The organism is Janthinobacterium sp. UMAB-60 (genome assembly GCF_900095235.1).
Taxonomy (GTDB): Bacteria; Pseudomonadota; Gammaproteobacteria; order Burkholderiales; family Burkholderiaceae_D; genus Janthinobacterium.
The window spans coordinates 141,465-157,439 of sequence record NZ_LT607482.1 but is presented as its reverse complement, the minus strand read 5'-3'; the positions used below and the strand labels follow the sequence as shown (position 1 = coordinate 157,439).

General features: G+C 59.7%; 12 protein-coding genes. All 12 read right to left on the bottom strand.

The genetic code is table 11. The annotated features are described in order from the left end of the window. Nucleotides 1–3 precede the first annotated feature (3 nt). The gene (locus K0F86_RS00695; RefSeq protein ID WP_219132493.1) at nucleotides 4–2,208 is read right to left on the bottom strand and encodes an EAL domain-containing protein; all 2,205 of its coding nucleotides are present in this window, start codon (nucleotides 2,206–2,208) and stop codon (nucleotides 4–6) included. A 5-nt stretch (nucleotides 2,209–2,213) separates the two neighbouring features. Further along, nucleotides 2,214–4,367: an HDOD domain-containing protein gene (locus K0F86_RS00690; RefSeq protein ID WP_257571924.1), complete on the bottom strand. Its 2,154-nt coding sequence runs from the start codon at nucleotides 4,365–4,367 to the stop codon at nucleotides 2,214–2,216. A gap of 202 nt (nucleotides 4,368–4,569) precedes the next feature. Beyond that, nucleotides 4,570–5,850 carry a multidrug effflux MFS transporter gene (locus K0F86_RS00685; RefSeq protein WP_219132491.1) on the bottom strand — a complete coding sequence of 427 codons (1,281 nt, stop codon included), beginning with the start codon at nucleotides 5,848–5,850 and terminating at the stop codon, nucleotides 4,570–4,572. A 151-nt stretch (nucleotides 5,851–6,001) separates the two neighbouring features. Next, complete coding sequence (locus K0F86_RS00680) at nucleotides 6,002–7,204, bottom strand: class I SAM-dependent RNA methyltransferase (protein WP_374197251.1); 1,203 nt, start codon at nucleotides 7,202–7,204, stop codon at nucleotides 6,002–6,004. Nucleotides 7,205–7,288: 84 nt separating this feature from the next. After that, nucleotides 7,289–7,906, bottom strand: a complete 618-nt coding sequence (locus K0F86_RS00675) for a 2-hydroxychromene-2-carboxylate isomerase (protein WP_219132490.1) — start codon at nucleotides 7,904–7,906, stop codon at nucleotides 7,289–7,291. A gap of 10 nt (nucleotides 7,907–7,916) precedes the next feature. Continuing rightward, nucleotides 7,917–8,348 carry a CopD family protein gene (locus tag K0F86_RS00670; RefSeq protein WP_219132489.1) on the bottom strand — a complete coding sequence of 144 codons (432 nt, stop codon included), beginning with the start codon at nucleotides 8,346–8,348 and terminating at the stop codon, nucleotides 7,917–7,919. A gap of 1 nt (nucleotide 8,349) precedes the next feature. Then, nucleotides 8,350–8,961: a hypothetical protein gene (locus K0F86_RS00665; protein ID WP_219132488.1), complete on the bottom strand. Its 612-nt coding sequence runs from the start codon at nucleotides 8,959–8,961 to the stop codon at nucleotides 8,350–8,352. 6 nt (nucleotides 8,962–8,967) lie between these two features. Continuing rightward, on the bottom strand, nucleotides 8,968–10,374 hold the full coding sequence (locus tag K0F86_RS00660) for an AAA family ATPase (RefSeq protein WP_219132487.1): 1,407 nt from the start codon (nucleotides 10,372–10,374) through the stop codon (nucleotides 8,968–8,970). A gap of 9 nt (nucleotides 10,375–10,383) precedes the next feature. Beyond that, nucleotides 10,384–11,655: a glutamate-5-semialdehyde dehydrogenase gene (locus tag K0F86_RS00655; protein ID WP_219132486.1), complete on the bottom strand. Its 1,272-nt coding sequence runs from the start codon at nucleotides 11,653–11,655 to the stop codon at nucleotides 10,384–10,386. 17 nt (nucleotides 11,656–11,672) lie between these two features. After that, complete coding sequence (gene holA, locus K0F86_RS00650; RefSeq protein ID WP_219132485.1) at nucleotides 11,673–12,689, bottom strand: DNA polymerase III subunit delta; 1,017 nt, start codon at nucleotides 12,687–12,689, stop codon at nucleotides 11,673–11,675. A 10-nt stretch (nucleotides 12,690–12,699) separates the two neighbouring features. Next, entirely contained in the window at nucleotides 12,700–13,290 is a 591-nt protein-coding gene (lptE, locus tag K0F86_RS00645) for an LPS assembly lipoprotein LptE (RefSeq protein ID WP_219132484.1), read from the bottom strand. Between the two features lie 2 nt (nucleotides 13,291–13,292). After that, nucleotides 13,293–15,932: a leucine--tRNA ligase gene (gene leuS / locus K0F86_RS00640; protein WP_219132483.1), complete on the bottom strand. Its 2,640-nt coding sequence runs from the start codon at nucleotides 15,930–15,932 to the stop codon at nucleotides 13,293–13,295. Nucleotides 15,933–15,975 lie beyond the last annotated feature (43 nt).

Below are 15,975 nucleotides of genomic sequence, written 5' to 3'. Positions count from 1 at the left end.
GGCTCAGGCCTCGATGGCCAGGGTCTGCGACAGCGCGGGGGCGGCATCGGCGATCAGGCGGTTCTGCTCCTGCAGCACGCCGATGAAGCTGCCCAGCGAAATGGGCCGGTGGTACAAATAGCCCTGCATCGTGGTGCAACCCTTGTCTTGCAGGTAGCGCGCCTGGCCTTCCGTTTCCACGCCTTCGGAGATCAGGTGCAGGCCCAGCCCGCGCGCAATCGAAATGATGGCCAGGATCACGGGATAGTGTCCGTGCTCGTCGTGGATTTCCTTCACAAACGACTGGTCGATCTTGATGGTGTGGATGGGAAAGCGGTGCAGATACGACAGCGAAGAATAGCCGGTGCCGAAATCGTCGATGGCGACCGACACGCCCAACTGGCACAGCTTGTTCAACTGCTCGATCGCATATTGCGGATTGCGGATGCAGATGTTTTCCGTGATTTCCACTTCGATCTTTTCCGGCGCGATGCCGTAGCGCGTCAGCGCGCCGCGCATCTTTTCGAAAAAGTCGCCCCGGTCCAGGTACTGCGGCGACAGATTCAGCGACAGGCGCACGGCTTCGCCGCCGGCCGCGTTCCACTGCACCAGGTCGCGGCACAGGGCGCCCAGCATCCAGTCCGAGATCGGTAGCATCAAGCCGTTTTCCTCGGCAAACGGCAGGAATTCGCCGGCCGTCAGCAAGCCCCTCTGCGGGTGGTTCCAGCGCATCAGCCCTTCGGCGCCGACGATGCGGCCCGTCATCACGTCCACCTGCGGCTGGTAATACATTTCCAGCTGGTTCAGCTCCAGCGCCTTGCGCAGGCTCTGCTCAAGCGCGATCTTCTGGTGCGACACGTCGAGCATGGACTCGTGATAAAAACTGTGGCCGTTCTTGCCCAGCGCCTTGACCTGGTACATGGCGATGTCGGCATGGCGCAGCAGCTCGTCGATGGTCTCGCCGTCGCCCGGATAGATGGCGATGCCGATGGAGGCCGAAATATGCACCTGGTTGCCATCGAGGTCGAAGGGCTGGTGCAGGCATTCGAGGAATTTGTCGGCGATCACGCGCGCATCCTGGCGGTCGCGCAGTTCCGGCAGCACGATGGTGAATTCATCGCCGCCCTGGCGCGCCAGGGTATCGCCGCGGCGCAGGCAATCCTTCAGGCGCAACGCCACCTGCTGCAGCAACTCGTCGCCCTTCACGTGGCCCAGGGTATCGTTGACCAGTTTAAAACGATCGAGATCGATGAACATCACGGCCAGTTCCGTCAGCTTGCGCCGCGCCTGGATCACCGCCAGGCCCAGGCGATCCTTGAACAGCATGCGGTTCGGCAGGTCCGTCAGGATGTCGTGATAGGCCTGGTAAGAGATGACTTCCTCGGCCCGTTTGCGGTCGGTGATGTCGCGCGCCACGCCATAGGTGCCGAAGTATTCCTGCTTGCGGGCTTCCTGATCGAGGCTGTGCATGCCGATCGAATTGAGCGGAATCGTCATCAGTGTGTTGTTGAAGGTACGGTCGCTGCCACTGCCGCTATGGCACTTCAGGCGCAACTCCACATTGCGCGAGGCGCGCTCGTCGATGCGGCGCTCATTGAAGGCATAACGCGCCCGCTCCTGGTCTTCATCATGCACGAGGATCGAATAATGGCTGCCGATCAGCTCTTCGCGGCTAAAGCCCAGCAACTGGTGTACCCGATCGTTGATGAAGGTGATGCGGCCTTCGTGGTTCAGGGTATAGATGATGTCGGGCGAGCTGTCGACCAGGTAGCGGTACATCTTTTCCGAGTTTTCCAGCTGCAGCGCGATGCGCTCGTTTTCCAGCGCCAGCTTGCGCTTTTGCAGCGCGTTCTCCACCGTCTTGAGCAGTTCCTCGCGGCTGTAGGGCTTGCGCAGATAATCGTAGGCGCCGCGCTTCAGGGCGCCGATGGCCGCCTCGATGCCGACGTCGCCGCTCATGACGATCACGTCGCCCTCGATGCCGCGCCGGTTGATGTGGTCCATGATTTCATGGCCGCTCATGTCGGGCAGGCGCAAGTCGAGCAGGATCAGGTCGAAGCGCAGTTTCGACAACTGCGCCAGCGCCTCGCTGCCGCAGGTGGCCGTGTACAGCTGGTAGCCGCGGTCCTTCAGCAATTCGTGGAGGGACGCGAGCAAACGGGGCTCGTCATCGACCAGCAGGATGCGCGGGTTGTTTTCCAGGTCAAATGGAATGGCGAAGGAGTTCATGGACGTTACGAAGACAGGGCGATATTGCCGGGCGCGGGCAGCGCGGCTGCAGCGCTCGTTGGCAAAGGAATGGGCAGTAAAATTTCAAACGAGGTGCCGGACTTGCCGCTGCGGCAGCCGATCACGCCATGCAGGCGCGTGACCAGGTCATGCACGATGGACAAGCCCAGGCCATGATGCGCCCCTTCCTTGTTGCTGCGCACAGGGGAAAACAGATTGGCCAGCACTTCCGGCGCCAGGCCGGCGCCATTATCGCTGACGCACAGTTCCAGGTACAGGCGGCGGTCGCGGTTGACGTGGCCATGGTTCGCCACTTCGATGCGCCCGCCATCGGGCAAGGCCTCGATGGCGTTTTTCAGCAGGTTGAGCAGGATTTGCTTGAGCATGTCGGCATCGGCCTCCACCTCGCATGGCGCGTCCTGCATGCGCGTGACCACCTCGATCTTCGGCGGCAGGAAATCCGTGGCGCGGAACAATCGCAGCACATCGTCGACCACGCGCGCGCAATCGGTCACGCCGCTGGCGGCCGCCGGCTGCAGATCGGCCAGGCCGCCGATCAACTGGCCGACGCGGTCGATTTCCTCGTTCAGGATCGCCATTTCGCCCGACACCGGCTCCTGCTTCTCCAGCTTGTGATCGAGCACGCTCAGGTAGTTCTTGATGATGGACAGCGGGTTATTCACTTCATGCACGACGCGGCGCGACGCGGCGCGGTATTCCTCGGCCACGTGATCGAGCTGGCGCCGTGCCAGCCCGCGCGCATGGACGGCCGTTTCCAGCGCCGTGGCGGCCTGGTTGGCATACGCGCGCAGGAAACCCTCGCGCTTCTGGCAAGCGGCAATCTGCCACGCCGCCACGCCGCCGATCAGCACCCCAAGGCTGCGCTGGCCCGACGCCAAAGGCACGCAGACCAGGCTATCGGTGCCGAGAATGCGGAACAACTGCTCCTCGACGATGCCCAGCGCCGGCATATCGCGTTTCAAGAACGCCAGCTGGCATTCCAGCGCCGCGGCGGCCAGGGGCCCGCCCTTGGCCAGCGGAATCGAGAAGCCGGCCAGACGCTGCTGATGTTCGCCCGCCGCCACGCCGACGAGCGCATGACCGGTGGGGTTTTGCAGCAGGATGATGGCGGTGTCGAAATCGAACAGGATGCGCGCCGAGCGCGTGATGGCTTCGAGCAGGCTGCTCTCGCCCTGCTGCCGGGCAAAGGTCTGGCCCACTTCGGATACCAGCACCATGTTGCGCACTTCGTCGGACAGGCGCTGCTGCACCGGATCGACGGCTGGCGGCGCATACGCGGGCGGGCTGGCGATATCGTCCGCGCCGGCCAGGTCGATGCCCAGGTGCTGCGCGGCCTGTGCCACCTGGCGCGCGACGCCGCCGGCCAGGTTTTCCAGTACCTCCAGCTCCAGCGCGCAGAATTGCGCCGCCTGCGCAATCGATTCCGCATCGTCGGCATGGCAGCACAGCAGGTGCGCCAGGCGCACGATGCGGATCAAGGGATGACTGGCCTCCAGGCGCGCCAGCGGTTCATGGTGATACAGCACGCTGTCGGCCAGGAAGGAATCGAGCTGCCAGCGCTCGATCAGCCAGGCGCCCGCTTCGGCATGCGTGATCTGCAAGGTGCGCTGCTCCACCGCGCACAGGGCGGCATCGTCGCGCGCCGTGAAATTGAACGCGTATTCCTTCGGCGCCGTGGCCAGCAAGGCCAGGCGGCCCACGTTGTGCAGCAAGCCTGCCAGATACGCTTCCTCGACGTGCGGATAGGCCATGGCCTTGGCCAGCGCGCGCGCCATGACGGCGACCGACAGCGAGCTTTGCCAGAAGGCGCGCAAATCCGTGCTGCCGGAATGGGGAAAGCTGTTGAAGGTCTGGAAGACGGATTCGCTGATGACCAGGGTCTTGATCATGTCCGTACCCAGCGACACGAGCGACTGTTCCAGGCTGACGACCTTGCCCTGGCGATGGTAGGCCGAGCTGTTGGCCACGCCGAGGATCTTGCTGGTCATGCCCGCATCCTTGGCGATCAGGGCGGCCAGCTCCGGCATGCCGGCATCGTCGGCCTGCAAGTGGGCGATCAGTTTGATGAGGATCTGCGGCATGGCCGGCAGGCGGGCAATCAGCAGGCGATTGCGAATATCTTGATCAGATTGTTGCATCGTATCAGGCATTGCCGGTTCGAAAAGGATGAGCGCTCAGCAGCGAAGCGCGGCCACGTCCAGAGGAATCCTCCACTCCTGTAACCCAAAAATAGACTGCCTGAGAGGATGCCGGGGAAAAAGTCATCTTATCATAGCATCCAATATTAATTGCAATATAGAAAATTAAGTTGAAATAAATCCAGCGTTCTGCCGTGGAAACTTATGCCTTGAAGGAACCCAGCAAACGGTGGCGGAAGCGCCGCGAGATCAGCCACAGCGTCAGCGCCAGGGCGGTAAATGCCAGCTGGCCCGAGGCCAGCCACAGCACGGAGCCGGACAGCAGGGGCGAGATCACGCCGGCCACCACGGCACCGAGCAAGGTGCTGGCGAACGACTGGCACGAGGCGACAGTGCCGCGGATATGCGGGAACAGGTCCAGCGCCAGCAGGGTCGCGCCCGGCCCCACCAGCGACATGCCGAAGGTGTAGAAGAACAGGGGCAGCACCGACCAGGGCAGCGATGGCGGCAGGAACAGGTGGTACACGACATTGACGCTGGCGGCGCACAGCAGGAAGGCAAAGCCGATGCCGATCTGGCGCGCGAACGTGACCTTGCCGGCGATGCGGTTGGCCGCCAGGGCGCCCATGAAAATCCCGCTCACGCAGGGGATGAACAGCCAGGCGAACTGCGATGGCCCCAGGCCCAGCTGCTTGGGCAGCATTTCCGGCGCGGCCGTGATGAACAGGAACAGGCCCGCGAAATTGAGGGCGACGATGCCGGCCTTGATGTGGAACAGGGGCGAGCGCAGGATCTGGCCATAGCTCGACGCCAGGAAACGGGGATTGAACGGCTGGCGCTTTTCCATCGGCAGGGTTTCGGGCAGGCGCCAGTAGCAGAACGCCAGCAGGATGACCGTGTAAAAGGCGAGGAACAGGAAAATCGAGCGCCAGTCGAACCAGATGACGATCCAGCCGCCGAGAATCGGCGCCACGGCCGGGGCGATGGAAAAGATCATCGTCACCAGCGACAGCAAGCGCGCCGCCGCCGCATCGGCATACAGGTCGCGGATGATGGCGCGGCTGATCACCACGCCGGCGCCGGCCGAGACGCCCTGCAGGATGCGGAAGAACCACAGATAGTGCACCGTGTGCGCCGAAGCGCAACCGAGCGAGCCGATGGCAAACATCAGCAGCGATACCAGCACCACGTTGCGCCGCCCAAAGGTGTCCGAGATCGCCCCATGCCACAGCACCATGCCGGCAAAGGCCAGCATGTAGAACGTCAGCGACTGCTGCACTTCCAGCGGCGACGCCTGCAGCGAACCCTGGATCGCGCCAAAGGCAGGCAGATAGGTATCGATCGACAAAGGCCCCAGCATCGACAGCCCGGCCAGCATCATCGCCAGCGCACCGCGGCTCAGCGGCGCCATGTGGCTCGGGGTGGGAGGCGGAACGGGCGTGACCGGGTCGGGCGGCACACTCGCCGGAGGGATGGGAAACATGGCGGATCCAGGGTGACACATCCGGCTTTCTCAGCTGCCAAAATAGCTGAGAAAACCGTAGCGAGCGGAAGTGAATTGTGGCCGAGAGCGCAACCGTACTTTAGTACGGTGAGCACCGCAGGCCGCAAGTCACGACGCGCAGTAGGTTTAATCAGATATTTTTAGGTTTTGCTTCTTCGCGGCGGTTGTATCCCGCGACCATATCAAAGCGGAACAGACGGCATTCCAGCGCGCCATTGAAGAAAGGCGTCTTGCGCGCTTCCTTCAACCGCAGCAGCTTGGGCAAGCCCAGGTCGGCCGTGAAGAGGAACACGGTCCAGCCGGCGAAGCGCTGCTTCAGGGTCGTGCCCATGGCCGAATAGAAGGAGGTCGACAATTCATCTTCCGGGATGGTGCTGTCGCCGCGCACGCCGATACGCTCGCCGTACGGCGGATTGGTCAGCATGATGCCCGGCACGTCGCTTGGCGGCTTGACTTCCTGCGCCTCGATCTGTTTCAGGGGCACGTCGAAGCGCACGCCGGCGCAACGCAGGTTATGGCGCGTCATGGCCACCATATCGCCCGAAATATCGCTGCCGAAAATCGTCGGTTCAGCCGGCAGCGGATTGACCTTGATGGCGTTTTTCATGGCATTCCACGGCGCGGGATCGAAGTCGTGGAAGTTTTCAAACGCGAACTGGCGCGTGGCGCCCGGTGGAATGCCCTGCAGCATCTGCGCCGCTTCGGCCAGGATGGTGCCGGAACCGCACATCGGGTCGAACAGCACCATGCCCGGCTTCCAGCCCGACACGCGCAGCAGGCCGGCGGCCAGGTTTTCGCGCAGCGGCGCGTCGCCCGTCTCTTCGCGCCAGCCGCGCTTGAACAGGGCTTCGCCCGAAGTATCGAGATACACGGTAAACGTGTGCGCGTCGAGGAAGCCGACGATGCGCATGTCCGGCGTCTTGGTGTTGACCGATGGGCGCTCGTTGAACTGGTCGCGGAAGCGGTCGCAGATCGCATCCTTGATTTTCAGTGTCGTGAATTCCAGGCTGCGCAGCGGCGATTTCACGGCAGTGACGTCAACGCGAATCGTGTGGTGCACGCCGAACCAGTCTTCCCAGGATTGCGCCAGGGTCAGGTCATAAATATCGTTTTCCGTCTTGTAGCCGGAGTGGGCCATGCGCATCAGCACGCGCGAAGCGATGCGCGAATGCAGGTTGATGCGGTAGGAATCGAGCAGGTCGCCCGAGCAATGGACGCCGCCCGGTACCTGGTTGTGGACCTTCATGGTCGAACTATCCTGGGCGATCTCGCCCAGTTCCTCGGCCAGCGCCGCTTCCATGCCGCGCGGGCATGGGCAAAAATATGAAGCCATAATGAGGATACCTTTTATCCGTTGAAAAACAATTAACTAAAAATTTCAAAACTTGTCGGATTACGCGCGCAGCGCTAATCCGACCTACAACGTCTCCAGCGCCCGCTCGACAAAGTCGAGGCGGTCCTGGCCCCAGTACCCTTCGCCATCGACGATGTACCACGGCGAGCCGAAGACGCTGGCGGCAGTCGCCGCTTCCGTATTGGCATCGTATTCGGCCTGCACGCTGGCCGTCTCGGATGTTTTCAGCAACTGGCGGCCTTCGAAGCCCGCATCGACGGCGATCTGCACCAGGGTTTCCTCGTCGCCGATGTTGCGCTCTTCGGCCCACAGGCCGCGCATGATGGCGTGCGCCAGGTTCAGCGATGCTTCCACGCCGTGCGCCAGGCGCGTGGCGATGATCAGCTTGGCCGACGCTTCCGGCGAGACGGGGAAGAACTTCGGCTGCACATTCAGAGGCACTTGCAAAAAGGCCGACCAGCGCGCCAGTTCGGCCAGGCGATACGCCTGGCGCTGCGGTGCGCGCTTGGCCAGCGGCAGGCCGCCCGAAACGCTGAAGACCTTGCCCAGGTCGAAGGGGCGCACGTCGATCTGTGCGCCCGTCTTCGCGGCGATGGCCATCAGGCGCGCGTGACCCAGGTAGGTCCATGGCGAGTGAGGCGCAAAGAAATACTGCACGACTTTGTTCTGGCTTGCACTCATCTCGACTCCCTTAGAAAGGCTTGACCACGACCAGCACGACGACGGCCAGCAGCATCACCACCGGCACTTCATTAAACCAGCGGAACCATTTGTGGCTGCGCTTGTTGAGACCTTTTTCAAACTTGCGCAGGATGGCGCCGCAGGCGTGGTGGTAGCCGAGCAGCAGTACCACGAACGTCAGCTTGGCGTGCATCCAGCCCGGCATCTTCATGCGGCCCTCGCCCCCACCGTACAGCATCCACATCAACGCCAGCCCCAGCACCATCGCCGGCAGCGCCAGCAGGGACATGAAGCGGTACAGCTTGCGTGCCATCAGCAACAGTCGCTCGGTGGCCACCGTTTCCGTCTCCATCGCCAGGTTCACGAAAATACGCGGCAAATAAAACAGGCCGGCAAACCAGGACATGACGAAGATGATGTGGAATGCTTTAATCCAGAGCATATTAAAAACCTTTTAATTTTTCTATTAATTTTTCTTCAAAATTATCGAAAGAAGCAACACCACGAAGATCTGAAAAATCCGTTGTTCTTTGTGTAATTAGCATACGTTGGCGCGCAGGATTAAATTTACTTAAGGCACGACCGGTCTTCTCTGATGCAATAATTAATTTATTGAATAATAACTGCTTAGGATCTTTCAAGCCCTCCCAATTTTTCTTAGCCGGCAAATTCAAAGGAATTTTTCCAGAACGATTTTCTGCGGCGGAGCGAATTGCCACCTCATCTGAAAATAACCATGCTTCGGTCATACGAAGAGGAACAATTGGAACACAATTTTTATGTAAATCATCAACCGCACGAGAAATTTCGTGGAGGCGTAGTTCTGGCGCATCGCCTTCCGCATCCCTATGGACAAATAATATATCGCAAGGAAATAATTTCAATACAGCAGGAACCCGGGCATCTAATGCTAAGCCGACCTTTCCTGTATCACGGGCTAATTCACCAACAATCCCTAAATCAGGACGATGTTGCGCCAATAACCAATCAATGATTGGCATCAATGCAACATCAGAACTACCATCAGCAATTAAAGTATATCTTAGTGATTTCATAGCGCATCAACTTAATGTCAAATCGAGTTGATGCTTATAATCTTGTTTAACATTATGCTTTCCAACAATGGCCTTTTCATGCGTATCATCATCTGCCAAATACGCAAGCAAAGCGCCAAATGCGACTGAACGAACTTTACCATCAGATTCAACTGCCACTTTTGCCCTCCATGTGCCAACAACAGGACTGAATGTCGACAAAGAGGCCCCATCCCGACGATATGCCTGACAAACAACAATATCTTCAGTCTGAAGTCTCTGAATAACCAAAGGTGAATGTGTATTAATAATAATTTGACGCAATGGGTTCTCTTGATTTACCGAACCAGTGGGATCAACCACCATCTGACTTAACAGCTCAACAATTGCTGGAATACGTGCGGGGTGAATACCGTTCTCTGGCTCTTCCAGACAAATTACACCGCCAAATTCTGGATCCGCCCCTATTATGGATAAAGCCAAAAATCTTAAGGTGCCGTCAGACAAAGAGCGGGCTTCATGTGTAATACCGCTAATAGTTTCTAAAAATAAAGATTTTAATTGTCGTTTTTCATCTACATCAACAAATACATTTGCAACGTCCGGCAAAAGATTTGCAAGCTGATTCGCCACTTCTTCATTCTTTTTCAATCGATCCAAAGCAGCTGGCAAATGTTCACCTGTAGCAGAAACAGTACTTGCCGCCGAGAAATCATCAGGCTTTCGCAATGAGCTTGACTCTAACTGCAACAAAACCCAAGACTGCATTTCCCTTCGTGCAGCTAATGCAGTAGGTCTATCAATTGTATTAATATTACTTAGAATCGTGCGACCTGCTTTTGATATGGGAATACTGATTGGTTGACCATTCGTTTGATCTTGCCGAACTTTGACAACACCAACAGCATCCTTATCCATATAAATAAAGTCACTTTTACTTGACCCCAAATATGCCGAATTGAAAAAATCTTTTGAAATATCGAAACCCAACTTTCGCCGAGCCTCACCCTTCTGCACAAAATCCAATGACTCGGACGCCAATTCAATACCTTCGGGATTTGACCCAGAGGCTGGAATATATCTAAGAGCCAAACGATAAGTTAAATATGTAACTTTTGCACTAGCTTCTCGCCCAAAATCATCAATAACGTTTTTATTTACCAAAAAATCAGCCTCAAACTCCATCAAATCAGTTTGATGATTTGCAGTTTTTGTAAACAACGAAGAAATACTTACTCTTTGCTTTCCACTATTTCTGATTTGAGTGGCGGCTTCAATAATTGACGTATCCGCCAAGTATTTCAAAAAAAGAATAGCGTCAAATAAATTCGATTTTCCAGCACCATTCACTCCAGCAACACACGTAAATGGACCGAAAAGCACTTCAATATCTTCTAAACTTTTAAAACCTTTAACTCTCAATCTTGTAAGCATATCGTTCTCCTAAGAACGGACTTCGCCGTGGCCAAAGACCACGTACTTGAGCGATGTCAGGCCTTCCAGTCCCACCGGGCCACGCGCATGCAGCTTGTCGTTCGAGATGCCGATCTCGGCGCCGAGGCCATACTCGAAGCCGTCGGCAAAACGCGTCGATGCGTTCACCATCACCGAGGCGGAATCGACTTCGCGCAGGAAGCGCAGCGCATCGCTGTAGTCTTCCGTGATGATGGACTCCGTGTGCTTGGACGAATACCGGTTGATGTGGTCCATCGCTTCGTCGATGCCGTCGACCACTTTCACCGACAGGATGGCCGCCAGGTACTCGGTGGACCAGTCTTCCTCGGTGGCGGGCACCAGGTGCGGATAAGCGGCGGCGGCCAGGATCGCATGGCTTTCAGGATCGGCACGCAGTTCCACCTGCTTGGTCAGGTACAGTTCGGCCAGCTGCGGCAGCACGGTAGCGGCGATGGCGCGCGACACGAGCAAAGTTTCCATGGTGTTGCAGGTGCCGTAGCGGTGGCACTTCGCGTTGAAGCCAATATCAACGGCTTTTTTCAGGTCCGCCTTGGCGTCGATGTAGACGTGGCAAATGCCATCGAGGTGCTTGATCATCGGCACGGTAGCCTCTGCCATCAGGCGCGCGATCAGGCCCTTGCCGCCGCGCGGCACGATGACGTCCACGTATTGCGGCATGGTGATGAGGGCGCCGACGGCGGCGCGGTCGGTGGTGTCGACCACTTGCACGGCATCGGCCGGCAGGCCTGCTCCCAGCAAGCCCTCGGCCACCAGCTTGGCCAGCGCGCGGTTGCAGTGAATCGCTTCCGAGCCGCCGCGCAAAATCGTCGCGTTGCCGCTCTTGATGCACAGGCCGGCCGCGTCCACCGTCACGTTCGGACGCGCTTCATAGATGATGCCGATGACGCCCAGCGGCACGCGCATCTGCCCCACCTGGATGCCCGTCGGACGGAATTTCATGTTCGAGATCTCGCCGATCGGGTCGGCCAGCGCGACGATTTGCGTCAAGCCTTCGACCATGGTGGCGATGGCGGCGTCGGACAGGGTCAGGCGGTCCAGCATGGCCGGCGCCAGGCCGGCGGCGGCCGCCGCATCGAGGTCGAGTTGATTGGCCGCGCGCAGCAGGTCCGCGTCGCGCACGATGGCGGCGGCGATCAGGGTCAGGGCGCGGTTGCGCGTGGCGCTGTCGGCACGCGCCATGGCGCGCGAAGCGGCGCGCGCGCGCGTGCCCACGTCCTGCATATATTCGGTGATGTCCATGCTTTTATCCATAAAAGTTAACCCTTGGCGATCTTCAGGCCCAGCTGTAGCATGGCATCCCAGGCATCGCCTGCATAGCCCTTGGCGCGCAAGCCCTTGATCATCTTGTCCACCTGCGCCGCCTGCTGCAGCGCCGCTTCCAGCACGGGCAGCGAGATGCGCCGCAGGGCCGGTTCCATCATCCGCTCGCGCGGACCCCAGATGCGGTATTCCTTCAGCAGCGCGCCCAATGGGCGCCCTTGCGCCATGCCGGCCTTCAATTTTAACAGCGTGCGGATTTCCTCGGAGACGGCCCACAGCACCAGCGGCAGCGCCTCGCCCTCGCCTTTCAAGCCTTCAAGCATGCGCACCAGGCGCGCCGGATCGCCGGCCAGCATGGCTTCGGACAGCTTGAAGACATCGTAGCGGGCCACGTTCAGCACCGCGTCCTGCACTTGCTCATACGTCAGCTTGCCCGCCGCGTGCAGCAAGCCCAGTTTCTGAATCTCCTGGTGCGCCGCCAGCAAATTGCCCTCCACCCGTTCGGCGATGAAGTCGATGCTGGCGCGCTCCGCGCTCTGGCCCTGCGCGGCCAGGCGCTGGGAGATCCAGGCCGGCAACTGCGCCCGTTCCACATTCGGAATCTCGATATACACGGCCGCCTGCTGCAGGCTGGCGACCCAGGCCGCCTTCTGCGTGGCCCAGTCCAGCTTGGGCAAGGTGATCAGGGTCAGGTTGTCGGGACTGAGGTTTTTCGCATAGCTTTGCAGCGCCGCCCCGCCATCCTTGCCCGGCTTGCCGGTGGGGATGCGCAGCTCGATCAGTTTTTTATCGCCGAACAGCGACAGCTCCTGGTTCGCCGCCAGCAGTTCGCCCCACTTGAAGCTGCGCTCCACCGTCAGCACGTCGCGCTCGGAATAGCCCTGCGCGCGCGCCGCGCGACGGATCTTGTCGGCCGCTTCCAGCGCCAGCAAGTGTTCGTCGCTGGTGATCACATATAGCTGCGCCAGCGGCTTGGCCACATGCCCGTCGAGCGCGTCTATCCGCAATTGCATGGCGTCCCCGTTACTGCTGCGGGGCTGCCGGCGCGACCGGAGTCACGGGCGCCACCGACATGGCCGGCAGCACCGGCTTGATGGCGGCCAGGCGGCGCATGATCTGCTGCACCAGGTCGTTGCGCATGTCGCGGTACAACGCCGCCTCCTCGGTTTCCTTGGCCAGCACCTGCGACTCGTCGAAGGTAATCGGACGCACCAGGCTGATGGTCGTCGGTGCCAGCAACTGGTTGCCGGCCTTGTCCAGGACGCGGAAATTGATCGAATAGCCGAGTTGATACTCTTGTACGCGGCCATTTTTGTTCAGCGACAAAATGGTCTTGGTACGATTCCTCTCCGGGTCGGTGAGCACGTCAAGGACAGCGTCGGCGCCATCCTTGGTGTCGACCACCTCCGTGCTGCCGATGGCGCGGATATAGCGCTTCAGGCCAATCGCCAGCGGCGATGTCTCGGGCAGGCCGATGTACATCGTCGCGAACGGCAGCATGAAACTGCCATTCGAACCGCGCAAATGAAAGCCGCAGGCCGACAACAGAACAGTCAGCCCCAAAGCCAGCACGGCACGGCGGCCCAACAGCGATACGTGAGAGGAAGTCGTCATGATTACACCACAATGCTGATTAACTTGCCTGGCACGACGATGATCTTCTTCGGCGTGGTCTCGACGTACTTTTGCACACTTTCGCACGCCAGCGCGGCCGCTTCGATGCTGGCCTTGTCCGCATCCTTGGACACCGTGATCGAGCCGCGCAGCTTGCCGTTCACCTGGATCATCATCTCGATCTCGGATTGCTCCAATGCGGCCGGGTCGACCTGCGGCCAGGCGACGTTGAGCAGGTCGCCGTGCACGCCAGCGTAGCCCAGTTCCTGCCACAGCACGTGGGTGATGTGCGGCGCGACAGGATTGAGCAGGCGCAGGAAGATGGAGAAGCCTTCGGCGATCAGCGCCTTCGACTGCGCGCTGTCGTCCAGCTTGGCCGATTCCAGCGTGTTGAGCATCTTCATGCAGGCCGACACCACGGTGTTGTACTGGATGCGCTTCAAGTCGTAATCGGCTTGCTGCAGCAGCTTGTGCAATTCGCGGCGCAGGTTTTTCTGCGCGTCGCCGGTGGCCGGTGCGGCGCCGCCAGCCAGTGCGGCTTGAATGGTGGCCGACTGGGCGTAGCCGAAGTTCCACACGCGGCGCAGGAAGCGGTTCGCGCCTTCGACGCCGCTGCCCGACCATTCCAGCGTCTGTTCCGGCGGCGAGGCGAACATGGTAAACAAACGGGCCGTGTCGGCGCCGTACTGCTCGATCTGCGCTTGCGGGTCGATGCCGTTGTTCTTCGACTTCGACATTTTTTCCGTGCCGCCGATTTCCACCGGCTGGCCATCGGCCACCAGGACGGCGCTTTGCGGACGACCCTTGTCGTCCAGCGACAGGCGCACGTCGTCCGGGTTGAACCAGGTGGTCTTGCCCACCGCGTCCTTGCGATAATATGTTTCGTTGAGCACCATGCCTTGCGTCAGCAGATTGACGAACGGCTCGTCGAACTTGACCAGGCCGAAATCGCGCATGATCTTGGTCCAGAAGCGCGCGTACAGCAAGTGCATGACGGCGTGTTCGATGCCGCCGATGTACTGGTCCATCGGCATCCAGTAATCATTGCGCGCGTCGACCATGGCGTCGTTCGAGCCTGGCGAGGTATAACGCATGTAATACCACGACGAATCGACGAAGGTATCCATGGTGTCCGTCTCGCGGCGCGCCGGCTTGCCGCACTGCGGGCAGTCGCACTGCAGGAAGGCTTCATATTTGTTCAGCGGATTGCCCGTGCCATCCGGCACGCAGTCTTCCGGCAGCACCACCGGCAAATCTTTTTCCGGTACCGGCACCACGCCGCAATCGGCGCAATGGATCATCGGGATCGGCGTGCCCCAGTAGCGCTGGCGCGAAATGCCCCAGTCGCGCAGGCGGAACGTGGTTTTCTTTTCGCCCAGGCCCAGGTCTGCCAGGTCGGCGGCCACCGCATCGACGGCGGAAGCGAAATGCAGGCCGTCGTATTTGCCGGAGGCGATGCAGACGCCGTCCTTGCTGCCATACGATTCCTGCCACGCATCGGTCGAAAATTCCTGACCCTTGACTTCGATCACTTGCTTGATCGGCAGATTGTATTTCTTGGCGAAGCCGAAATCGCGTTCGTCATGCGCCGGCACGCCCATCACGGCGCCATCGCCATAGGTCATCAGCACGTAATTGCCGACCCACACTTCCACTTGCGCGCCCGTCAGCGGATGCGTGACGAACAGGCCGGTCGGCATGCCCTTCTTCTCCATCGTCGCCATGTCCGCTTCGATCACGGAACCGAGCTTGCATTCGGCGTTGAAGGCAGCCAGCGCAGGATTGCTTTGCGCGGCGTGGAGCGCCAGCGGGTGCTCGGCGGCCACGGCGCAGAAGGTCACGCCCATGACGGTGTCAGGACGCGTGGTAAACACATACAGCTTGCCGTCGCCGATCAAGGCGCCATTCGCGTCCTTGATCTCATGCGGGAAGGCGAAGCGCACGCCCGTCGACTTGCCGATCCAGTTGGTCTGCATGGTGCGCACGCGCTCGGGCCAGCCCGGCAGCTTGTCGTCCACATACGCCAGCAATTCTTCCGCGTAATCGGTGATGCGCGCGTAGTACATGGGGATTTCGCGCTTTTCGATCGGCGCGCCGGAACGCCAGCCCTTGCCATCGACCACTTGTTCGTTGGCCAGCACGGTCTGGTCGATCGGGTCCCAGTTCACGGTACCGGTCTTCTTGTAGATGATGCCTTTTTCCAGCATCTTGAGGAACATCCACTGGTTCCATTTGTAGTATTCGGGCTTGCAGGCGGTCATTTCGCGCGACCAGTCGATGGCCAGGCCCATCGATTCCATCTGCTGCTTCATGTGGGCGATGTTCGAATACGTCCATTGCGCGGGCGGCACGTTATTGGCCATGGCCGCGTTTTCCGCCGGCATGCCGAACGCATCCCAGCCCATCGGCATGAGCACGTTGTAGCCGTTCATGCGCAGGTAGCGGTACATCACGTCATTGATCGTATAGTTGCGCACGTGACCCATGTGCAGCTTGCCCGAAGGGTAAGGCAGCATCGAGCAGGCAAAATACTTGCCTTTTGGGAAACGCGGGTCGTGTTCGACGGCTTTGTAGGCGTCGATCGCCTTCCAGTGCGATTGGGCGGCTTGTTCGACGTCGGCGGGACTATATTTATCTTGCATGATGTGCGGCCAATAGTGGATATGAACCGAGCATTATACTGGT